A 23580-nucleotide genomic window follows, 5' to 3' on the forward strand; every position below is an offset into this window, starting at 1 on the left:
ATGGAGTGAATGCAATGAAAAGGGTATGGTTCTTAATGTTCCTTGTGATGATTTCGTTTACCTCTTTACTATCTCCACCAGCATATGCTCACAGTAATAACAGTGAAGGGTTTTCCGTCATTGAAGTGAACGAGAAAAACCTCGATTACGAACTTAAACTGGATCTAACCGAACTTGGGCATTCGATTAATAAAGAAACGGATGCAAAACAATTAATTGACTCTAAAACAGTACAGCAATATATAAATTCACATATATCTCTTTATGCAGATGGTGTAAAAGTTGTTGGAAATGTCAAAAAAACAGATGTTGAAATGATAAAAGACCGCCCGTTTGCTGTAATTAACCTGACTTATATGATGGAACATAAACCAAAAAAGCTAACTGTTGACTATAACATGTTCCTGGATGACTCCGATCCAAGCCATGCAAACTTTGCAACCGTTAAAATGGACGGAAAACAACAAGAAAAGATTCTTACGTACGAATCAAGAGAATTTGAGATTGGAGAAGTTAGTTTCGTACAAAACATAAAGCAGTTTTTATTGCTTGGGTTAGAACATATTTTTACAGGTTATGATCATATTCTTTTTGTCATTAGTTTGCTCTTTGGGGCAAAGACGATTAAAAACATTCTTTCCTTGGTCACAGCCTTTACGATAGCCCATAGTATAACCTTGGTTCTTGCCACATTAGAGATTGTGCAGTTACCAGGCAGGTTTGTAGAGTCGGCCATTGCCTTAAGCATTATTTATGTTGCACTCATCAATATTTTTGATAAAGATGCCAAACACCATCCATGGCTTGCCTTCGGTTTTGGACTCATTCATGGTTTCGGCTTTGCAGGAATCCTATCAGAAATGCGACTAGATGGAAATCATCTGGCCACTTCTCTGTTGTCTTTCAATATAGGAATTGAATTGGGACAACTATTAATCGTATCCTTAGCCTTTCCAATAATCCTGTGGATGAAAAAAATTACCTTAAAACCCATTAAATTTGTAATCCCTGGAACGTCGGTAGCTATATTAGCGTTTGGTTTGGTATGGTTTATTCAAAGAGCATTTTGATGAAAGTTTTAATCCATTACTATTTGTAAACAGGCCATCTTTCATAAAAGTTTGGTCTGTTTGTTTTGTTTTATTTTTCACCATCCTTTCCCTCTATAATCGATAAATCGTGGGAAACCTGTTTTATTTAACAAAAGCCTTTGTGATATATGAACATTGGTCATATCCTATATATAACAGTAGGGGGTAGGACGGTGCCTAATTTATGTCTGCATCGGGAATTCATATATGAAGAAAGAAAAAAACACCTATGCGATAGGAGGGCTGGGCATCCTACTGGCATCAGCGGATTATCCGTGAATTGGATCTATCCTCGGGGGAAGCGATTGAATTCGCTAAACTGAACGCAGGTGTCGTGCAGCCTTCACGGACCAGCATCAATCCTTATTATCTAGGATTGAAAGTGCTTGAAGATATTGAAGAACGCTATGATAATCCGACCGAAGAAATGATTAGGCTCGGCGTCAAGCCAGGATCTGGCCGGGAAAAGATGTTCGAAGTCAGGGAAATCGAATCGGATATTTCCTTTCTCCGCAATTATTTGACGAAGGATCTTGTCATGCGGGAGGATATGTACCTTTTCCAAAAGCAGGGGAAGGATTATAAAATCGTCGATAAGGCATGGGAACATGTTCGTGATCAACTTGTGAGCATGAGGGTTAACGGAGGTTTCCCTTATATCACAGTTAACGATGGGGACTTCATGCGTAATGGGGAACTTTATCTAAAACATTGGTATGAAGATATTGAGCTGGATCTGAAATATCTCGAAAAAGTCATGCCATATATCCATCAGCTTTGGGGCCGCTCCGTGCATATGGAATCAGTCATAGAAGGAAAAGAAGTCCTGTTTTCTTATGATGGAAAAGGCATTCACCGGAAATATTTATAAAGTTGATAAAACTGCCGGTCACTCGGCAGTTTTCTTGTTTTTGTCTCATTAAAGATTTACGGAAGGGCACCGATATTCGTTCTGTTCCGTTCCGTGGTGGCTTATCTGACAGGGGATGTTGAGGGGGCAAAAGAGTGTGCATACAACTTCCTGAAACAGGAGTTTGCAGTGTGAATCTGGCATCTAGTTCATGCGATCCTGGTATTCCTGCAACTATTACTAACGATAGTTCTTGCTGTGGCAACTATGTACAAGTGAGAATGGAAATTAAAAATAATTCCTGTTTTGAATAAACCAAAAGACCAGTCTGATGAACTCGACTGGTCTTATTAAATTGATGCTTTTTTGAGATGAAGTATTAAATTACTTTTGGATAGGTGTTGTTAAACATTTTATTCTTTCATCTACAATTCGAAATCTTTAATAACAGCAGTTGGACGTAATACTTTTTCCGAATTGAACTCTTCTAAAGGTTCTTCATTTTGAACTTTCTTTACCCAGTCGTGATTAGCCAATGCTCCTTTACCTAAAGTTATAATATCAGCATGACCATTATTAATCATTTCAGAAGCTCTTTCTGGCTTCTCTAACTGTCCATTTGCGATTATAGGTAATTGACTATACTCTTTGGCAAGTGCTGCAAGTGAATCTTTTCCTGTTTCAAATGCAGGTTGCCACGCTTTAAATTCTGTTACATGAATATAATCAAGATCTGCTTTTCCTAATGCTCCAAAGATAATCGCGGCGTCCTGCTCTTTGCCTGACCAATGATAGGAGTAATCATTCACTTTTGATTGTGAAATTCTTATACCAATAGTAAAGTCTTCTCCTACCGATTTTCTAACTTCCTGAATTATTTCTACTAATAACCTAACTCTGTTTTCTGTTGTGCCACCATATTCATCAGTACGTTGGTTTGTATATTCCGTTAGAAACGCATCCAATAAATAACCATTTGCTCCATGTAGTTCTATCCCATCAAAGCCAACAGATTTAGCTCGTTTTGCAGCTTCAACAAAACTGTTTTTAACATAAGCTATTTCTTCTTTTGTTATTTCTCTAGGTAATTGAAAGGGTCCTTCCCCTAAATAAAATTTTAGCTGTTCTCCTTTTGGTTGAACAGAAGAAGGAGCTACTGTTTCATCAGTGAAACGATTTCCCTGAGATAATGGCCCAGTGTGTTGTAACTGCATAAAGATTGCTGATCCTGCTGAATGAACAGCATTAACAACTCTTTTCCACTCTTGTGCTTGCTCATCAAAAGCGATACCTGGCTGATAATCGTAAGTTTGACTATATCTATCATCAATATAAGTTCCTTCAGTAATAATAAGTCCAAACCCACCTTCAGCAAAAGAACTATAATACTTAATCATATTATCTGTGACAAAACCTTTTTCAGTAGCGCTAATACGGGTCATTGGTGCTACGCCTACTCGGTTACTTAACGTAAAAGTTCCTATATTGAATGGTTCAAATAATAAAATTGTATTGGACATGATGTTTGCCTCCTCTTTTTTGCAAAAAAAAATGTATAATCTGATTAGTATTTGATTTATCAACTGCTTGATATTAGTTTAAATCTTCTATGTGGTTTAGTAAAATTGATATATTAGATAATTAAGTTCAAAAAAATTGAATTAAAGGAGATTTAATTATAAATGGAACTCCGTCAACTGATTACTTTTAAAACGATAGTAGAAAAAGGTGGGTTTAATAAGGCGGCAGAACACCTTGGTTATGCACAATCCTCCATTACTACTCACATCAAAGAACTAGAGAAAGAATTAGGTAGACCAGTTTTTGATCGCTTAGGAAAGAAAGTTATGTTAACTCACTATGGAAATGAATTTTTGTCTTATGCGATCAAAATCATTGAACTATATAATCAGTCATTAAATATTGACAAAGAGCCACAAGGCGCTTTAACTTTAGGGATTTCCGAATCTTTAACGATTTGTCGAATTCCGTCTCTTCTTCTCGAATATAAAACGAAATATCCTAAAGTAAAGCTTTCATTGAAATCACTTGAAAATTATGATGTTACAAAAAGTCTTCAAAATGGGGAAATTGACATAGCCTTATTATTAGAAAAAGATGGTTGGAGACAAGAAGAACTTTACTCTGAAAAACTTATCAGAGAAAGAATGGTTTTAATTAGCTCTCTAAATGTAGAAGATTTATCTCAAACAGCACTGTACTCCGAATCTAGATGTAGTTATAAATCTGTTTTCGATGAATATATTCGCCATCAGAATATGGACGTAACAGAAAGTTTAGAATTTCAAAGTATAGAAGCGATAAAACAATGCGTTAAAAGTGGTTTAGGTGTATCACTAGTTCCTTACTTTTCGGTCAAAGAAGAATTAGAAAGCAATAAGCTAAAAGGAGAAATTATTCCACAACACCATTCCTCTATATCAACATATTTGACTTATCATAAGGATAAATGGCTTTCCCCTTCGATAATTCGCATGATTGAACTCATACAAAACCACGCAAAAACTTGGTACTATTAATTCTTAAATAGAGAACCTGACTAGTCGAGGGGACGTGTAGGCTAAGTTCTCCACAGTGGGAGTTAGTTTGAAACCATCTATTAAGCAGACTACTATTAATAATTAATGGTTGAATATTTAATGCTTGATTAAATAAGAATATGCTTATACAATGATGTTGGATAATCATATAAGCATATACTTATTTAATTTGGGCTAGGAGGGATGAAATGCAATGAATGAGGCGTTGGATATAGAAACCACGGCAAACATTCTTAAATTACTAGGCGATAAAACCCGTTTGACCATGATTAAGATCATGTCTGAGCATGAATGCTGTGTATGTGAATTTGTGGATCTATTCGAGATGAGCCAGCCAGCTATAAGCCAGCATTTACGAAAGTTGAAAGATGGCGGGATCGTGAATGAAGCGAGGAGGGGACAATGGGTTTTTTACTCGTTAAACCCGTCTTCTTCCCATTACTCATTTATTCAGGCGGTCATCAAGGATTTGCCAAGTCAAAACTTTAAATTAGAAAACTTAACAGCACAAGGAAAACGGATTTGTTGTGACTAACTAGGAGGTACTACTTCAGTGGGATCAGTTATTTTGGCAGTTATCATCTTTTTATTAACACTCATTCTCGTAATCTGGCAGCCAAAGGGATTGTCGATCGGATGGTCAGCCTGTGGCGGTGCGGTTTTGGCCTTACTTGTGGGTGTGGTTGATTTTACCGATGTCATAGACGTGACAGCGATTGTCTGGAACGCGACGCTCGCCTTCGTCGCCATCATCATCATCTCGCTTATTTTGGATGAGATAGGATTTTTTGAATGGGCAGCACTGCATATGGCGAGAGCCGCCAAGGGAAATGGAGTAAGGATGTTTGTTTATGTAAGTATCCTTGGTGCTCTTGTGGCTGCTTTTTTTGCGAATGACGGAGCGGCACTTATCCTTACACCAATTGTATTAGCAATGGTTCGAGCCTTGAAATTTAGTGATAAAATGATTTTCCCGTTTATCATCGCAAGTGGGTTCATTGCTGATACAACCTCACTGCCATTAGTGGTGAGTAATCTTGTAAACATTGTATCCGCAGACTTTTTCAATATCAGTTTTGCCGAGTTTGCTTCAAGAATGATCGTTCCGGACATCTTTGCACTTGTAGCAAGCATCTTGGTTTTATATTTGTTTTTCCGAAAAAGCATACCGAAAAATTACGATGTATCACAGCTTAAAAAACCAGCGGAAGCCATTAAAGACCAAAGGATGTTTAAACTGTCCTGGATCGTATTAGGAATATTGCTGGTTGGTTATTTTGCGAGTGAATTCATTGGGGTTCCTGTATCGATCATTGCAGGCATTGTCGCCATTTTCTTCCTCATGATGGCAAGAAGGAGTCCAGCGATCAACACGAAAACCGTTATTAAAGGCGCACCATGGGCCATCGTCTTTTTCTCAATTGGCATGTATGTAGTGGTTTACAGCCTGAGAAATGTTGGATTGACGAATGTATTAACGGATTTAATCCAAGTTACCGCCGATCAAGGATTATTTGCCGCAACGATTGGGATGGGCTTCATAGCAGCCATTCTTTCATCACTTATGAATAACATGCCAACCGTTATGATTGATGCCCTTGCCATTTCCGACACCCATACAACGGGAGCAATCAGGGAGGCACTTATTTATGCAAATGTCATCGGTTCGGACTTGGGCCCGAAAATCACACCGATCGGTTCTTTGGCTACGTTATTGTGGCTTCATGTCCTTTCATTAAAAGGCGTGAAAATCTCATGGGGAACTTACTTTAAAACGGGAATCATCTTAACCATCCCAACGTTGTTCATCACATTGGTCGGCTTATATATATGGCTGCAAATTATTCATTAAACCTTACTTTACAAACAAAGGAGAGAAACCGCATGGCTAAGAAAACGCTATACTTTTTATGTACTGGTAATTCTTGCAGAAGCCAAATGGCAGAAGCATGGGGGAAGAAATATTTAGGTGACGAATGGCAAGTGCTTAGTGCAGGAATCGAGGCCCATGGGTTAAATCCCAAAGCAGTAAAAGCAATGAATGAAGTTGGGTTGGATATCTCCAATCAAACATCGGATATCATTGACCCAGATATATTGAATAATGCCGATTTTGTCGTAACATTATGTGGGGATGCGGCTGACAAATGTCCTATGACACCACCGCACGTTAAACGTGAACATTGGGGCTTTGATGACCCGGCAAAAGCGGAAGGAACAGATGAAGAGAAATGGGCAACCTTCCAACGTGTTCGAGATGAAATAGATGAAAGAATTGCACGTTTCTCTAGAACCGGTGAATAAATGAAATTGAAAAGCCGTGGATGTTAGCAGGCGGACCAAAGACCATAAAGAAAGAGCTGCCAAAATCGGCAGCTCTTTTCATCATTAAATCTTAATATCGACCTTAGCATTTTTCTGAAGTTCTTCGACATGCTTCACAAGCTTTTCTTGTTTCTTTTGCTGCTCTAGTTGTTCCTTGATTTGCGGCTTCATTTCTTCGAGTTTCTGTACCTTCTGTCCGCTTGTTTTAGCTTGCTCCGCAACCTGGTCGTAATACTTTTGGATTTCTTCATCAGTTGCTTCTTCTACTTTAATCTCTTTTTCAACGTACTTCGTATATGGGATGTTCTCTGCGATCTGGGCATTCAGCATTTCCGAGTTCAGACCTGCTTGCTTCATCGCTTCCTTGAATTTCTCTTCACTCTCATATTGCTTTTTGATTTCGGCAAGTTGCTTATCAATTTCGGCCTTGGAAGCTGTGTAGCCCTTTTTATCAGCTGCTTGAAGCAGTAATGTTTGCCCCACTAAAGAGTTGAGCGTTTGCTCTTTAATTTGTTTGGCTCCCTCCTTGGTTGTCGGGTCTTGTCCGAATTGCTGCATCTGCATTTGTGTGGTGGACAACACGGTATTATATTCCGCACCTAAAATTTTTTCGTCATTGACGATGGCTACCGTTTTCTTTTCATCCACCTTTTGCTTGTCTAGTTTCTTCTGCATTTCTTCCATCTGTTTTTGCTGTTCCTCAGTTGCTTTAGCCGTTTCTTTCTCAGTTGTTTTAGCCTCTTTCTCGTCATTTTTCTTATCAGCTTCATCGTTCGAACCACAAGCCGTCAGAACAACTGCCAATAATCCAATGATGATTGGGTACAATAGTTTCTTCATATTTCAGTCTCCTCTCGTATTCAATGCTAAAAAATCATCTAATGCGCATTATAAAGGAATTTCCCATTAAAACACAATAAATTCATTCTTTTTTCCAGAAAACAGGAAGATAGTATAGGCATTATCTCATTATATAAGTGTAACATTCGCGGAAATGAACCCATTTACCCTTCGACATGCAATAAGCTTAAAAAATGCGAAGGCTGATACCTGGTGCAGTCAGCTTATATTCAATCTCTTAATCACAAAACGTAACTACTGTAAATTGGTTTAGTAAAAGAAAGAATCGTCAGAAGATTCTTGGATACTCTTCTAGGAATTAAGCGGTTTAAATCTCTACTTAATTTCCACATATGTGTTTTCTTCATCGATAGATATCATCGGTTCCACCAGCATTTTGACAAAAAACTTAGTCGACAGAAACCTTGTAATAAGTAGTTTATTATACATTTGATTGAAAGCTTCCTGTAGGAGATTTTAGAGATATGTAAATCCCTCGATGAATTTCTTTTGAAAAGAAGGGAATATTTTCTCTTCCAGGTTAGTATTCAAAACATACAAAAACACATTTCCTTTTTCCTACAGAAAGCGGCTAACAATTTTACACGCATGTTATTAATATAAAGACAAGGAAAAAATTCCTAAGAGACTATCTGATGATTTGTCAGCACTTCCATTACAGTTTGGTCCTAATAAAGGAGGATACAATTCATGGACGTGGTTGAGTAAGAGTGTAGATTATGTAAGCGCTCAAATAAATCAATACATCCTATGGGTTATTATCATTAATCTTTAAAATATATTCTAGGAGGATAATTGAATGAAAATAAAAAAGGCTCCCTTTCTTTCTTTACTAATGGTTGGTATTCTTGCTGTTGCTACTCCACTTGCTAGTGCAGCTGACAACAAGGCTAAAATGTTAGAAGTCCCTATTAAGGACCCTTCTGTTAATTTAATTTCAGATGTTGTTTACTCTCAGCAACCTATTTATGGTGATTCTAATGTTCCGCTAGAAATGGATATATTACAGCCTGAAGGTAAAAAACCACTTCCTGCAGTTGTATTTGTACCAGGAGGTGGATTCATGTCAGCTAATAACGATAAGTCTGTACAACAAAGAATGACCATTTCAGAGGCAGGTTACGTTGTCGCTAGTATTGAATATCGGGTTACGCCTCAGAGTACCTTTCCTTCACCACTTGAAGATGTGAAAGCGGGCATTCGCTACCTGCGAGCCAATGCTGAAAAATTTAATATCGACCCTGAGAATATCGTTGTAATGGGTAGTTCAGCTGGCGGGTATCTTGCTGCGTTTGCTGGAATAACTAATGGTTTGGCGGAATTCGATAAAGGGGAAAATCTAGATCAAAGCAGTGATGTGAAAGCGGTTATCGATTTATATGGGCTTTCTGACTTAACGAGAGTTGGAGATGGCTTTTCAGAAGAGATTCAGACCCTTCACAAATCTCCTTCCGCACCAGAAGGTATGTGGGTAAATGGACCTTCCGTAATGAGCCCTGGTGGTTCGATTTTTGATAATCTTGAAAAAGCATCCAAAGCAAACCCCATCACATATATCACTAAGGATGCACCTCCGTTCTTAATCATGCACGGAGATAAAGATACACTTGTTTCACCAAACCAAACTGAAATATTACACGAAAATTTAATTAACAAAGGGGTTGATTCCACTTATTATGTTGTAAAAGGTGCTGGCCATGGTGGAACTCACTGGGTGCAACCAAAAGTCATGAAAATCTTGATTAACTTCTTAGATAAACACGTAAAAGGTAAAGAAAATAAAAAGAACTAAAGAGAGAAAAAAGAATTGAAGCTAAATCCTTCCGTGAATCATACGGAAGGGTTTCTTAGTGTGCAGTGGATTCCAATGGAAATACAAAATTTTTATCTCAGTAAAACAAGAAACAAAAAGTCTGCAAAGGTCTTCTTCCAGAAAAGCTTTGCAGTCTATTTGAAATCAAACGAAAAAGTAGAAAGAAAAAACTCTACATAAACATTAATACGAAACTAACAAGCAATTTTCTAATGAATAGTAGACTCGGTAGAAGATACTGATAAGGCCATAACAAACAAGGCTAGTAGCCATAGGGGCTCGCCCTTTATAAATTGTTTAGAAATCGAAAGAGATTAGGATCAAGGGAGATTTGAAAACGGAGTTCCCTGCTTTTCTAAAACACTATAAATATTAGTCGAATGAAAACTGTGCAAATTAAATTAGGGAACGTCTTCTTTCTTATATATCACTAAGCTGTTTTACTAGTTGGATAGGTTGCACTATCCGAATAGACTACATAATAACTGAAAATAAACTTCTTTTTTCCTACATTAAGTGGCTAACAATCCTTACCGCCAGCTAATAAAATTAGATTACGGAAAAGTCAGTTACTTAAAAGGAGGGAACAGAGGTTACAAAAAAATGAAAGCGTTTCCTATTGGTGCAGGGTATGATTTGTTAAATGAAATCTAAAATTAAAGGGGGGCAATAATAATGAAGTTGATTAATCCAATGAAAGTAATTGACGGAAGCCGCATCCATTCATTCCATATTTGGCTTGTTTTCTGGCTTTTTCTCGTCATTTTGTTTGATGGATATGATGTTGTCATATACGGGGCTGTCGTTCCATCCCTTATTAAGGAGTGGGGAATATCGGATGTTACAGCAGGTGCAATTGGTAGTTATACGGTAATGGGTACAGCGGCCGGCGCAATCGTATTCGGGTTACTTGCAGACAAATTGGGCAGGAAGAAAATTATCTTGTTGACCATTTTCCTCTTCAGCTTTTTCACACTGCTATCTGGGTTCGCGAATGGACCGACAATGTTTATAATTTTTCGGGTCATTGCAGGTATTGGCCTAGGGGGAGTCATGCCAAATGTTATTGCCTTGACCACTGAATTTGCACCTAAGCACATCCGTTCTGCTCTCGTGTCATTCGTTTTTTGTGGTTATTCGGTAGGAGCTATAGCAGCTGCACTTACAAGCCGGTCGCTTCTGCCGACTGTTGGCTGGGAGCCCGTTTTCTGGCTCGCGGGAATCCCTCTTTTGTTTTTTCCATTGTTAATCAAAGTCATACCGGAATCTGTTAGCTTCCTAATTCAAACTGGTAGAGTGGAAGAAGCCAAGAGAGTTCTTGCCAAGATTGATCCTACAATAAACGTGAAAGAGGCAATAGAACTTAAGAAACCTGATGAGAGAACACCAGGTTCACCTGTTATAAAATTGTTTGAACAAAAACGTGCAATAAGCACCGTAATGTTCTGGATTTCCTGCTTCAGCGCATTTATTTTGATTTACTCGATGAATACATGGCTTCCACGCCTTATGATGCAGGCTGGTTATGACCTTAAATCAAGCCTCACCTTTATTGCGGTCATGCAAATCGGAGCTATTGTAGGGACCATCGTATTTGGCCGATTGGTGGATAAACTGGGCTTTAAGAAAGTACTTGTTCCCCTGTTTTTCTGTGGTGCGATTGCCCTGTCGCTCATTGGCTTCACGAACAGTCCATTTATCGCATATGGCCTGATTTCAGTAATAGGTGCTGCATCGGTTGGTGTACAGAATATGTCAAATGCATTTGTTTCACAGTATTATCCTACTGAAATGCGTTCTACGGCCCTAGGCAGTACCATGGCTTTTGGACGTATGGGGGGGATAGTGGCTCCAACATTCGTAGGTATTCTTCTTACAATGAACTTGCAGCCCCAGTATAACTTCGCAGCAATTGCAAGCGCCGCTGTGCTTGGGGGATTCGCGATGCTGTTCGTTCAGGAGAAGCATGGTAATTATAATAAGGAAGCGGACAAACCTGAATCGGCAGAAGATCGTTTGAATGCCGCTAAATAATATTCAATCCCGATGAGATACTCTCTTCGGGATTTACGACTGAGAGGAAGGGGAAGAGGAAATGAGCATAAACCTGAAGCATATTTTTACGGCAAACATACATGTGGACGATCCTATTGAAGTAGGGGATGTGGGAACGGGTATAAGAAGAATCATTCCTATAACGGGTGGAACGTTTTCCGGACCTGGGATAAAAGGAATTGTTTTACCTGGTGGCGCGGATTACCAGATGATTCGATATGACGGCATGACGGAGGCGCTTGCCCATTATACGATTCAAACAGAGGAGGGGGTGCTAATTTATGTTGTGAACAAAGGTTACCGGCATGGCCCCAAAGAAATTATTGACCGTATCATCCAAGGGGAAGAGGTTCCAATTGGATCTTATTATTTTAAAACGGCTCCCTTGTTTGAGACCGGGAGTGAAGAATATACTTTTTTAAATCGAAATATTTTTGTAGGAGAAGGCATAAGAAGACCTTCTGATGTGCAGATGAAATTTTATCAGGTACTATGATTTTTGGTTTTCCCTCTTTCATTATGTGTTTCTTCATTTACAATAGGATTAGGGAGAATTAGGAAGGAGGGAAGGGTTTTGTCTAGCAGTAAAAGAGAGAAATTAATGAGAAAAGTAGATAACCATTTGCGAAAGACATCACGTTATCTGATTAAGATTGACACCGAAGAAGAGGCACTGCGGTACTTGACCGATTCCTTTCGTTCTGAACTATACTGCGATTTTGTTGGTGTCGTGTTAGAAGAGGGCGGGCAGCTTTTACCGAAAGCGTGGAGCGGCAACATACCTTCTGTAACCGAGGCCTTTCCATTTTCCACAGATGACTGTTCCTCCAAATTATTTCGTCAAAGTATGACGTATAAAACAGCGGAAGTGCCGGAAAAATGCCATATGGCAAAAGTATTGAAGAAGGCCAACATTAAAACATGGTTTACTGTCCCCCTCAAAGACGACATTCACCATTTTGGCTTCTGCATAGTTGGTTTCTTAAGCTTCGTCCCGCTTTTGGATATGGAAGTTCACTTTGAGGAATTTGGAAAGGACATGGCAGTTGCCATGGCAATGGCGAGGGAAAAGGAAACACAGCTGAAAAAAATAGAAGGCATTGAATGGATTAGCAAAAACCTCTCACTCGATGCACCTCTTGAACAGCATATCGCCGAACTGACGTCTAGGGCAGGAAAAGGGACCAATGCCGATTTTGCGTGCATTTATTTATATAATGAAAAAGAAAACTGTTTTGTTTTCCAACAACCTGCTTACGGGAAGATGGAATACGCACACAAAATCATGATCCAAGACAATTATATGCTGAAAGACTACTTTCCCTTTCTGGAAACACCTGGTGGGAATCAGCTAACGATTCCTCTTTTCAATGATCTGAAACCAATAGGAGTCCTGCATGTTGGGAACGAAGGGACAGGTGTATTCTCAGAAGATGATTTGAGAATGTTGGAGCTGTTGTCCAAACACGTTGCTGCTTTGCTCGAAAATGCTCGTTTATATCATAGCGAAAGAGATCATAAACACAGGCTTCAATTTCTTTTGGATTCTCAGCAAGCGCTTGTAAAAGAAACCGTTGAAGTTGACAATTTTGATGGCATCACAACCATGCTCGGCGGAATATTTCAAAGTTCGGTCATCTTATTTGACCGGTTTATGCGGGAGTTATCAGTTCTCGACTATGGACATGAAGGTGGTCCGCTATATACACATCAGTTGGCTGAAAGAGCAAAGGAGGAACTTGGTAACCAAAAAGGGAACGAGCTTATCACTATGCAAGATCCCACTAGCGCAGACTATTATTTTTCATTCTGGCCAGTTAGTGGCGGTGGCAATTTACTTGGCTACCTAGCCATTCGCAGGTCTGGTGTAGAGATGGATGAGTTCGACCGTCTGACGGTAGATTTAGCTCGGAATATTTGCTCAATCCAGTTTATAAAGCAAAAGCTCGTCCTAGATGCAAAAGAACAGGCAAAGGATAGCTTCATTAGCAAATTGCTGACAGAAAAAATTGATAATGAAGAAAGCATTATCCAATATGCAAACTTATTTCAATGGGACCTGTTCAGCCGCCATCGGTTGGCTGTTTTGTCCATAGAGCTTGATGGAAGTGAAATGGAAGGAAGCAATCTTCTTGAACAGCAGACGAAAAAAACGCTTGTTTGGGATTCAATAAAATCTCATCTGTCGGAGCTCGATCGTACTTTTATATCTGCATCACATGACGAAAAGTTTGTTCTACTTGTTTCAACTGAAATGGAAGGGAATAAGCCGAAAAAGTTTTGGGCTACGCTTTTTGAAAGTATTCAGCGCTGGGTCGCGAAGGGATCTATCGAATGTAAAGTACTGATGGGGATCGGGAGTGAAACGGAGAATATCCAGGATTATTATGTGAGCTATCAGCAGGCCGTCCAGGCATTGAATATAGTTAGTAGTCGGTTCGAAAACACTGGTTATTCACTTTTTAAAGACCTCGGTTCCTATACCATTCTCCATCATTTGGGTCATTCAACTGCCATTGATTTATTTGTGAAGAGTCAACTAGGGCCTCTTATCAAATATTCAGAAGGGAAAAACATCGATTTGTTCAATACTCTCCATGTTTTCCTTCAAAATAACGGGAATGTAAAAGGTACGGCTGAAGAACTTTATATTCATCGGAGTTCCCTCATATACCGGCTTGAAAGGATCGAATTGCTTCTGGATGCCGAATTAAATGACGCTGAAGTCCGGTTCAATCTGATGATGGCATTAAAGCTTTATGATATGAATGGTGGACTTATCTAAAACAGCCTTTATAGGCTGTTTTTTTATCCTACAAAATAGCCGAAGTAATTATAGTTTTTTCCCTCATTTTGTAGGTACAAACCTAAGATTACCAAGGTTATAATTAATTTACAGAATATTGATAATTTTATATAGTCGGGAGATGGAGAGATGGCAATTCAAACAATTGGGGTAGTTGGTGCAGGTTCAATGGGTTCAGGCATAGCTAATCTAGCGGCAATGAATGGGTTTACCGTTATCTTGTGTGACATTGAAGACAGCTATTTAGAAAATGCAATAAAACGTATTGGAAAGTTTATGGATAAAAGTGTTGCAAGGGGAAAAATGACCGAAAACCAAAAACAGGAAACGCTTGGACGCATCCAAACCACGACGCTCCTCGAAGAAATGAAAGACGCGGACGTCGTGATTGAAGCCGTTTTGGAAGATCTTAATCTAAAAAAGGAAGTGTTCTCTGCACTCGACCAAATCGTTCGTGAAGGCGTGATTCTGGCAACTAATACATCATCGATGTCGATTACAGAAATTGCAGCAGCGACACAACACCCGGAACGGGTGGCTGGTATGCATTTTTTTAATCCGGCACAATTAATGAAACTTGTAGAGGTGGTTCGTGGATATCAGACAAGCGATGAAACTGTAGAGGAATTGAAAGCGCTCTCTAAACAGCTGACCAAAGAGCCGGTGGAGGTGAAAAAAGATACGCCGGGATTCATTGTCAATCGGATCATGATTCCACAGTTTATCGAGGCGATCAAGCTGCTTGAAGAAGGCGTGGCTTCTGCTGAAGATATCGATAAGGCCGTTACGCTAGGCCTGAACTATCCTATGGGTCCATTCACACTGCAGGACTTTGCGGGTGTGGATATTGGGTACCATGTGATGGAGTATTTCAAAGAGGAATTCAACGATGATCATTTTGCTCCCCCTCTTCTTCTGAAACAGCTAGTCAGGGCGGGGAGACACGGTAAGAAGACAGGCGCTGGGTTTTACGACTACGAATAATAAGAATGGGGTTGAAATGAATGTATAAATTTTTATTGTGTGAAATCGAAGATAAAATCGCGGTTGTAACCATTAACCGGCCTCCCGTCAATCCATTGAATACAAAGGTATTCCAAGAACTTTCAATCGTATTTGATGAGCTTGAAGCCAATGAAGATGTTCGAGCGATTGTCCTTACTGGCAGCGGAGAGAAAGCATTCGTTGCAGGAGCTGACATCAATGAAATGGCAAGTCTTGATCTTGTCGGAATCAATATGATGAACAAGACATCCAGAACGGTATTTACGAAAATTGAGAATGTGACAAAGCCGGTCATTGCCGCGTTGAATGGAATGGCGCTGGGTGGGGGTCTCGAGCTCGCGCTTGCCTGTGACCTGCGTATAAGTTCCGATCGTGCGAAGTTTGCTTTCCCTGAAGTTGGCCTCGGTATCATTCCAGGGGGAGGCGGTACCCAGCGGCTACAGAAGATCGTCGGACAGGGTGTTGCCAAAGAACTGCTTTATTTCGGCGATATGATCGATGCGCAACGGGCATTGGATTTACATATCGTCAATAAATTGGTCGCAGCTGGTGAGGTGCTGGAGACAGCGAAGGAATGGGCCGGGAACTTGGCAAAAAAACCACCGGTTGCTCTTCAAATGGTGAAGACTGCAGTCAATGCAGGAGGCAATACTGACCTTGAATCGGGTTTGATTATCGAAAGCGTATGCTTTGGCAATGCATTTTCAACGGAAGATCGGAAAGAAGGACTTAAGGCTTTCGTTGAAAAAAGAGAACCAATTTATTCAGGAAGATAAACAGTGAAGCAACACTAGATATGTAAAACCCATAAACGTAGATATGAAGGCAATTAAAGAGGTATTCATCTGTAGATTCAAGGACATTTAATGGTGGTAGCTAGGAACATGAGGCAAAATGATACGCCCAAAACTACGAGTATTGATTATCAGGTTTAAAATAAAAAATTAAAATGAGGTGAATGAAGTGAAGGAAATCTTATTGTTAGAAGGAGCAAGGACGCCATTTGCTGAAATTTCCGGATCATTCCGTGATATCACAGCAACGGACTTAGGCGTCTTTGCCGCAAAAGAAGCCATACGGCGAGCCAAAATTTCAGGTGAAGATATCGATCAAGTTGTATTCGGGAATGTGCAGCAATCAAGCAAAGATGCCCATTTGCTGGCAAGACATGTTGGGTTAAAAGCTGGTACCCCGATTCACGTCCCTGCATTGACCATTAATAGACTGTGTGGAACGGGTGTTGAATCTATTTTAACAGCGGCGCGTTACATTTTAACAGGAGAAGCGAATGTCATATTAGCAGGTGGAACTGAAAGCATGAGTCAGGTACCGCATGTAATTCGCGGAATGAGATGGGGAAGTCAACTAGGGGCGCCTGTTGTAGAAGACTGGGTATGGGACGGGCTATACGATACTTATGGAGAATGTACAATGGGTGAAACCGCTGAAAATTTGGCTGCCAAATATAGTCTGTCCAGAGAAGAAGTCGACCAGCACGCTCTCGCAAGCCATGAACGTGCCCTTGCTGCAAGAGAAAAAGGCTATTTAAATGAAGAAATTGTACCTGTTAAAGTGAAAGGCAGAAAAGGCGATAAAGTCATAGAAGACGATGAACACATTCGGGAAACTAGCATGGAACAGCTTGGGAAACTGAAGGCGAGATTTGTTGAAAACGGAGTAGTTACACCAGGTAATGCGAGTGGCATGGTTGACGGAGCGGCGGCAGTCATTGTCGCCTCAAGTGACTATGCGGAAGTAAAAGGACTGAAGCCGATTGCTCGACTTGTTTCCTGGGACGTAGTCGGAGTAGAGCCAAAGTACATGGGGATTGGACCTGTTCCGGCCATTCAAAGTGCATTAAAAAAAGCTAGCTTAACAATCGCAGACTTAGATCTGATTGAAATCAATGAAGCATTCTCAGCTCAGTACCTTGCTTGTCAAAAAGAATTAGGCTTTGACCTTGAAATAGGAAATGTAAACGGTGGGGCAGTTGCAATGGGGCATCCGCTAGCAGCGAGCGGAACAAGAATCGTAACCGCACTCATTTATGAATTGAGAAGACGCAATAAAAAATATGGGGCAACAGCTGTTTGCATTGGCGGAGGTCAGGGAATTGCGGCAATTTGGGAAGCGTTATAAAGTTGTGATTTATAGAACCGTATAATCAAAGTTTAAGGCAGTCCTTTTCCAGGGATTGAAAGGATTTTGTGTACAAATGACGAAATAACTGATGAAAATGCGGATTCCATAACGAGGCGTTCATGCTGAAAATAGAAGTTAATGTAGGCTAAATGGTTCAGTTAAAAGGGAAAACAAGTTTCTGGTTAGAAAAATCACATATAGAGGCAGGAAAAATGGCGAGATTTTTAGAACCATACGGGAGCGAGTGAGTATATGGAAAAAGATCAGAATCTTTTGACAGTTTATGGCTTATTGGAGCGTGCTGTTTCAGCTAATGGGGATAAAGAAGCGATATATGATTTGAAGAGAAGGGTCTCCTACCATGAAATGAAAAAGGATGTGGAACGGTTTGCCGGGACACTCTACAATCTGGGCATAAAAAAAATGGACCGGATTGCTGTGTCATTGCCCAACTGGTATGAAACAGCGGTTATATTTTTTGCTGCAGCCAAAATTGGGGCGGTGATCGTCCCCTTTAACCATAAATATCGAACACATGAAGTCGAATACATCTTAAAGAATTCCGAGCCGAAAGCGTTGATAGTGACGGAAGAATTTGATCAAAACTTTGGGTTAAAAGAAGCGCAGTCGATTGTGCCGTCATTAATCTCTGTACGGTTCACACGGGATGGCCTCCATCCATATGAGGACCAAACCGATGGTGATGTCATGGAAGCAGAAATTGATGTAAATAACGATCTATTTTGTATTTTATATACGTCCGGGACAACCGGCGTGCCAAAAGGCGTTATGATCACGCATAGAGGTGTGGTACAATCCGCGAATACATTGGCAGGGGAACTTAGATGTACTGAAGAGGACGTTTTTGTTGTATCAGCGCCGCTGTTTCATATCTTTGGCATGGCATGCAACTTGTTTTGCGGCGTATCCGCCGGGGCACGAATGGTGTTACAGGAAAAATATCATCCCCGTGAAACTCTTAAACTGATTGAACAAGAAAAAGTTACGATAAAGATGGGTGTACCGACAATGTTCATTAAAGAAATGGAACTGGATGATTTTGATAGTTACGACTTGTCGACATTGCGTACAGGCATGGTGGGATCTGCTCCAATTCCACCAAGTAAAGTCAAGGAAATACGAGATCGCATGGGCATAAAACTTTGTCAATCATTTGGGATAACGGAAACGGTTACGGTTACATTGACTCCTTATGATGATGATGAACAGAAAATAACGAAGACACTAGGAAAACCGATTCCTGGGGTTGAGTTGAAAATTGTTGATGAAAACCGGCTTGAAATCCCATTAGGGGAAACAGGAGAGATAGCCCTCAAAAGCTTTGGGATAATGAAAGGCTATTACAAAATGCAAGAACATACGGACGATGTTCTAGATCGGGAAGGCTGGTTCTATACCGGTGATCTAGGTGTGCAGGATGAAGAAGGATATCTGCATTTTGTAGGCAGAAAAAAAGAAATGATAATCCGTGGGGGCTATAACATATATCCTCAGGAAATTGAAAGTGTGCTGACCAAACATCCAAACATAATGGTTGCTGCAGTCGTGGGCATTCCAGATGAAGTGCTTGGTGAAGTGGTGTGCGCGTTCATTCAGCTAAAAAAAGGAACAGAAATTTCAGAAGGTGAAATTAAAGCCTTTGTAAAGAAACAAATAGCAAATTATAAAGTCCCGGAAAAACTCATGTTCATTGAGGATTTTCCAATGACGGCTAGCGGAAAAATCCAAAAATCGAGACTTCTTGATCCGATGGATGCGAAGGTCAGTCGTCCAGTCTGAAATTGAAAGGAGCATATCTAACATGATAGCAGAATATTCGTTCCAGGTTAGATGGGGTGACACGGACGCAGCAGGAATAGTGTTTTATCCCAACTTTTATAAATGGATGGATGAAGCCACTCATGAATATTTGTCAGCCTTAGGGTATCCATCCTCCAAACTTTATGCAGAACAGCAAATTGGTGTCCCTTTATTAGAAGCTAACTGCATTTTCAAATGTCCTCTTTTCTTTGAGGATAGCGTGGTTGTGCAAAGTACAGTTGAAGAATTACAAAACAAAGTATTTAAATTGCGACATGCTTTTATTAGAGGCGAACAAATAGTAGCTGAAGGGTATGAATTACGTGCCTGGACATCATTTGAGGGTAAGCCGAAGGCGCTACCGGTTCCTGAAGATATCCGAAAAAAAATGATGCCAAAAACCCACCAGTCTATGAAGAGGTGAATACATGCTTACGGAAAAAAAGGAAATCAAACATTTTTTGAATACTGACATCCTTCCTGACGAAATTTTCACACCCGAAGACTTTAGTGATGAACATATTATGCTGGAAGAGATGACTGGGAAATTTGTGAAGAACAGAGTTTATCCGGCATTAGGAAACATAGAAAACCAGGAGTTTGATGAAACAGTGCGTCTTATCAAAGAGGCAGGTGAACTCGGGCTGATCAGCGCAGATATTCCAGAGCAAGATGGCGGGCTAGAGCTTGGCAAAGTCAGTGCGTCCATCATATCTGAAAAAATGGCGCTTGGCCGTTCGTTTTCCATTACATTTGGAGGGCAAACCGGAATTGGGGCGTTGCCAATTGCCTATTTTGGAACTGTGAAACAAAAGGCGATGTATCTCCCAAAAATGTTATCTGGTGAGACTATAGCTGCATATGCTTTAACCGAACCTTCATCCGGCACGGATGCAATGAGTGCAAAGACAACAGCGGTACTCTCAAAATGTGGGAAATATTACATTTTAAATGGAGAAAAACAGTGGATTACCAACTCTTCTATCGCTGGCCTATTTATTGTGTATGCAAAAGTGAACGGTGAAAAGTTTACTGCTTTCATTATTGAAAAAGATTACGAAGGAGTCTCCATTAGTCCTGAAGAAAAGAAAATGGGGTTGCGGGGGTCTTCCACATGTTCTCTTATTTTGGATAATGTAAGAGTACCTTCTGAAAATGTTATTGGTGAAGTGGGGCGTGGGCATATTATTGCGTTTAACGTATTGAATATCGGCCGCCATAAGCTTTCAGCCACTTCATTAGGAACTGCAAAGAGATCGATTGAGCTAGCAGTTAGCTACGCCAATGAAAGGAAGCAATTTGGCAAGCCTATTTCTAGCTTCAACTTAATCAAAAATAAACTGGCTGATATGGCTATAAAAACATACGCTAATGAAAGTTCCGTGTATAGAACTGCAGGCGCGATGCAGGAAGGGTTTGCAAATATGAAACAAACGGGCTCCGATGACTTTTGTGAAACGATTTCGCGTTATGCTTTAGCATGTTCGATCAACAAAGTTATGTCCACGGAAGTTCTTGACTTTATCGTAGATGAAGCTTTGCAGATCCACGGTGGATATGGATATATGGAAGAATATGAAATAGAGTCACTATATCGTGATTCCAGGGTTAATCGGATTTTTGAAGGTACTAATGAAATTAATAGAACCCTGATTGCTTCAACATTACTGAAAACCTATGAATTGCCTAGTAAGAAAGGAAATGTTGACGAAGGTACGCTGCTACGTGAAAAGCAGACACTTCAGCTGATGAAAAAGCTTTATCATTCTACAATAGAGTCTGTTCGGAAGAACGACCTGATAAATCTAAATCAAGAACAGGAAACAGCTGCATTTATCGCGGACCTAGTCATAGGAATTTATTCGGCGGAAAGCTCCATTTTACGAACGGAAAAAGCAGTACAGATAACAGGGAAGTATGAAAACAGCCAAAAAATTGCTTATACGAAAGTATTTATACATGAAACATCCCAAATGGTCGCCATCAGAGCCTTAAATATTCTAAATCATCTCGGTGATGATGAAGCATTTTCGCGGATTGCTGGACGTCTTATCATGAGTTGCCCGGAAAATATTGTGGAAGTGAAGCGTAAAATTGCGGATGTAATTATTGAATCTGAAAAATATGTTTCTTAGTTATTAGTGCAGATACTTGATCAGCTACCGAGATAATTGGGGTGGTAAATAAAGTTCAATTATTAGATTTAATTATGGAATCGCTTTCAAATCATGAATTTATTTTAAAAGGAGTGAATTGAGTGGCTAAAAGTGAAGTTTATACACAGGAAAAGCTAGATCAGTATTATGAAGGAATGAAGAAAAGAAATCTTGGCCCTCTATGGTACGACCTTGGCCATATGGTAACCAAAGAGCCGGTACATGATGTAGAGCCGTATTTATGGAAGTGGAAATCCATTCGTGAATATGTGCTGACTGCAGGGGAATTGCTGGAGCCGGGGAAAGACGCAGAACGCCGTGTAGTGTATCTTCAAAATCCGAGCCTGCTGAAGCGAGGTCTTGTTGGCTATGGGACACATACTTTATATGCTGGCATTCAGCTACTGTTACCTGGTGAGAGCGCCCCCTCCCATCATCACTCACAATCTGCGATCCGTTTTGTTATTGAAGGGGACGGGGCATACACGGCGGTTAATGGAGAGAAAACGTATATGGAACGTGGAGACATGATTTTGACGCCGGCCTGGACTTGGCATGAGCACAAGCATGAAGGAACAGAGCCGATGTTTTGGATGGATGGGCTAGATGTAGGTCTCGTCCGCACGATGGCTGCATCGTTTTTTGAGCCGTATGAGGAAGAGTCTTACCCGATGGAAGCACCAGAAAACTATGCTAATCAGCAATTTTCAATGGGAGCGTTTAAAAAGCTAAATGAAAAATCAAATCCTGATTATCCATCACCAATTTTCGGTTACAAATTCGATCGTGTTAAATATTTGCTTAATCAGATGACAGAAGCAGATTTTGACCCGTTTGACGGATACGCGATTGAATATATTAATCCAACCACAGGTGGCTCTGCTGATTCCCGCATTGGCACAATGATGCAAAAGCTTAAACCAGGTCAGCAAACGAAAGCGCACCGACATGTTCACAGCGCAATTTTTCATGTTCTTGAAGGTACAGGCTATACGGTCATTGATGGTCAGAAGTTTGAATGGGAAAAAGGGGATTTCTTTATTCTACCACCATGGAGCAATCATGAGCATGTGAACACGGGATCGGAAGATGTGTTCCTATTCTCCTTCAATGACAAACCCGTCATGGAAAAATTAGAGCTTGAATTCAGCGAGGGATACCAAGAAAATGATGGACACCAGGTAGTGGAAAAAGTCTTTATACCTGACGGAACCGTTTGAGAAGAGAAGGGGGAGGCATTGTGAAGATTGCTATTTTTAATGACGATTTACTTGGAGTGGTAATGGGAGACCGTGTAACAGATGTATCAAAAGTAGCAGGATGGGATAAAGCTGACCCGAATTCTTCTTTCCTCAAGCTCGTTGAAAATTTTAATGAACTAAAAGAGGAAATGAATCGGGAAGCGGAAACAGGAACTTCTTATTCATTGAATGAGGTGACATTGAAGTCCCCCGTACCAAGTACACGGAAAATTTGGGCTGCACCTGTGAACTATCGAAAACATCAAGAAGAAATGAATGAAATATTCAACAACGCACCTAGGACAATCGAAGAAATTGCCTTGTTTCTGAAATCACCTGAGTCCTTATCTGGCCCCTCCGATCCCATTTTACTTCCTTATAAGGATCGTCGTACGGACCATGAGGCTGAGCTTGGATATGTGGTCGGTAAAAAGGCGAAAAATATAAAGGAGGAAGAGGCAAAAGATTATATCTTTGGTTACTTTGCCTTATTGGATATTTCCATTCGGGGCAATGAAGAGCGGACCTGGCGAAAGTCGTTTGATTCATTTACTCCGATCGGACCATGGATTGTGACTTCCGATGAAATCGAAGATCCAAATGACTTGGCAATGACATTATGGGTGAACGATGAAGTGCGTCAGGATGGAAGTACAAAACATCTCATTTACGATTGTTACAAATGTTTTGAAGTGGCATGCGATAATATGACGCTCCTTCCTGGAGATATTGTGGCAACGGGTACCCCTGAAGGAGTTGGTCCGATTGAAGAGGGGGATTGTGTCCGCATTAAAATTGACAAAATTGGTGAATTCACCGTAGATGTTAAACTGGCCGGTGAAGTTTAAGGAAT

Annotated in this window: 19 protein-coding genes and 1 pseudogene; 18 read left to right on the forward strand and 2 right to left on the reverse strand. The window is 40.3% G+C overall.

Features of this window, described 5'->3' with window-relative positions:
• Positions 1–14 precede the first annotated feature (14 nt).
• Entirely contained in the window at positions 15–1070 is a 1056-nt protein-coding gene (locus tag MKX49_RS03145; RefSeq protein ID WP_340874898.1) for a HupE/UreJ family protein, read from the forward strand.
• A gap of 259 nt (positions 1071–1329) precedes the next feature.
• Positions 1330–1962 (forward strand): annotated as a pseudogene (locus tag MKX49_RS03150) (SpoVR family protein); the annotation flags it as partial.
• A gap of 404 nt (positions 1963–2366) precedes the next feature.
• On the opposite strand, the gene MKX49_RS03155 reads toward MKX49_RS03150, so the two are convergent.
• Positions 2367–3461 (reverse strand): NADH:flavin oxidoreductase, encoded by a 1095-nt coding sequence (locus MKX49_RS03155; protein ID WP_252268752.1) that lies wholly within the window; start codon positions 3459–3461, stop codon positions 2367–2369.
• A gap of 162 nt (positions 3462–3623) precedes the next feature.
• Here MKX49_RS03155 and MKX49_RS03160 point away from each other — a divergent pair, with 162 nt between their 5' ends.
• The 4 genes from MKX49_RS03160 to arsC all read left to right on the forward strand — a co-directional run bounded on the left by MKX49_RS03160 (position 3624) and on the right by arsC (position 6806).
• Complete coding sequence (locus MKX49_RS03160) at positions 3624–4481, forward strand: LysR family transcriptional regulator (RefSeq protein ID WP_252268754.1); 858 nt, start codon at positions 3624–3626, stop codon at positions 4479–4481.
• Between the two features lie 214 nt (positions 4482–4695).
• A complete protein-coding gene (locus MKX49_RS03165; RefSeq protein ID WP_340874899.1) occupies positions 4696–5037 on the forward strand; it encodes an ArsR/SmtB family transcription factor in 342 nt (113 codons plus the stop codon).
• An 18-nt stretch (positions 5038–5055) separates the two neighbouring features.
• Positions 5056–6354: an arsenic transporter gene (locus MKX49_RS03170; RefSeq protein ID WP_340874902.1), complete on the forward strand. Its 1299-nt coding sequence runs from the start codon at positions 5056–5058 to the stop codon at positions 6352–6354.
• A 32-nt stretch (positions 6355–6386) separates the two neighbouring features.
• A complete protein-coding gene (arsC, locus tag MKX49_RS03175; protein ID WP_340874905.1) occupies positions 6387–6806 on the forward strand; it encodes an arsenate reductase (thioredoxin) in 420 nt (139 codons plus the stop codon).
• A gap of 84 nt (positions 6807–6890) precedes the next feature.
• Here arsC and MKX49_RS03180 read toward each other — a convergent pair whose 3' ends face one another.
• A complete protein-coding gene (locus tag MKX49_RS03180) occupies positions 6891–7667 on the reverse strand; it encodes a SurA N-terminal domain-containing protein (RefSeq protein ID WP_340874907.1) in 777 nt (258 codons plus the stop codon).
• 820 nt (positions 7668–8487) lie between these two features.
• Here MKX49_RS03180 and MKX49_RS03185 point away from each other — a divergent pair.
• The 12 genes from MKX49_RS03185 (at position 8488) to MKX49_RS03240 (ending at position 23575) form a co-directional block, all read left to right on the forward strand.
• The gene (locus tag MKX49_RS03185) at positions 8488–9480 is read left to right on the forward strand and encodes an alpha/beta hydrolase (RefSeq protein WP_340874909.1); all 993 of its coding nucleotides are present in this window, start codon (positions 8488–8490) and stop codon (positions 9478–9480) included.
• Positions 9481–10176: 696 nt separating this feature from the next.
• Positions 10177–11535 (forward strand): MFS transporter, encoded by a 1359-nt coding sequence (locus MKX49_RS03190; protein ID WP_340874911.1) that lies wholly within the window; start codon positions 10177–10179, stop codon positions 11533–11535.
• A 61-nt stretch (positions 11536–11596) separates the two neighbouring features.
• Positions 11597–12052, forward strand: coding sequence for a DUF3237 domain-containing protein (locus MKX49_RS03195; protein WP_340874914.1), 456 nt, complete (start codon positions 11597–11599; stop codon positions 12050–12052).
• A gap of 78 nt (positions 12053–12130) precedes the next feature.
• A complete protein-coding gene (locus tag MKX49_RS03200) occupies positions 12131–14341 on the forward strand; it encodes a helix-turn-helix domain-containing protein (RefSeq protein ID WP_340874916.1) in 2211 nt (736 codons plus the stop codon).
• A 150-nt stretch (positions 14342–14491) separates the two neighbouring features.
• Entirely contained in the window at positions 14492–15346 is an 855-nt protein-coding gene (locus MKX49_RS03205; protein ID WP_230177215.1) for a 3-hydroxyacyl-CoA dehydrogenase family protein, read from the forward strand.
• A gap of 20 nt (positions 15347–15366) precedes the next feature.
• A complete protein-coding gene (locus tag MKX49_RS03210; RefSeq protein ID WP_230177216.1) occupies positions 15367–16143 on the forward strand; it encodes an enoyl-CoA hydratase/isomerase family protein in 777 nt (258 codons plus the stop codon).
• Between the two features lie 187 nt (positions 16144–16330).
• A complete protein-coding gene (locus tag MKX49_RS03215; RefSeq protein ID WP_230177217.1) occupies positions 16331–17506 on the forward strand; it encodes an acetyl-CoA C-acetyltransferase in 1176 nt (391 codons plus the stop codon).
• Positions 17507–17761: 255 nt separating this feature from the next.
• Complete coding sequence (locus MKX49_RS03220; protein WP_230177218.1) at positions 17762–19309, forward strand: class I adenylate-forming enzyme family protein; 1548 nt, start codon at positions 17762–17764, stop codon at positions 19307–19309.
• A gap of 25 nt (positions 19310–19334) precedes the next feature.
• On the forward strand, positions 19335–19754 hold the full coding sequence (locus MKX49_RS03225; RefSeq protein ID WP_230177431.1) for an acyl-CoA thioesterase: 420 nt from the start codon (positions 19335–19337) through the stop codon (positions 19752–19754).
• A 37-nt stretch (positions 19755–19791) separates the two neighbouring features.
• Positions 19792–21465, forward strand: coding sequence for an acyl-CoA dehydrogenase family protein (locus MKX49_RS03230; RefSeq protein WP_340874921.1), 1674 nt, complete (start codon positions 19792–19794; stop codon positions 21463–21465).
• 176 nt (positions 21466–21641) lie between these two features.
• Complete coding sequence (locus tag MKX49_RS03235) at positions 21642–22706, forward strand: cupin domain-containing protein (RefSeq protein ID WP_402942887.1); 1065 nt, start codon at positions 21642–21644, stop codon at positions 22704–22706.
• 20 nt (positions 22707–22726) lie between these two features.
• Positions 22727–23575: a fumarylacetoacetate hydrolase family protein gene (locus MKX49_RS03240; RefSeq protein ID WP_340874923.1), complete on the forward strand. Its 849-nt coding sequence runs from the start codon at positions 22727–22729 to the stop codon at positions 23573–23575.
• The last annotated feature ends 5 nt before the right edge of the window (positions 23576–23580 follow it).

This window comes from Peribacillus sp. FSL M8-0224, from assembly GCF_038003055.1.
In the GTDB taxonomy this organism is placed as follows: Bacteria; Bacillota; Bacilli; order Bacillales; family DSM-1321; genus Peribacillus; species Peribacillus frigoritolerans.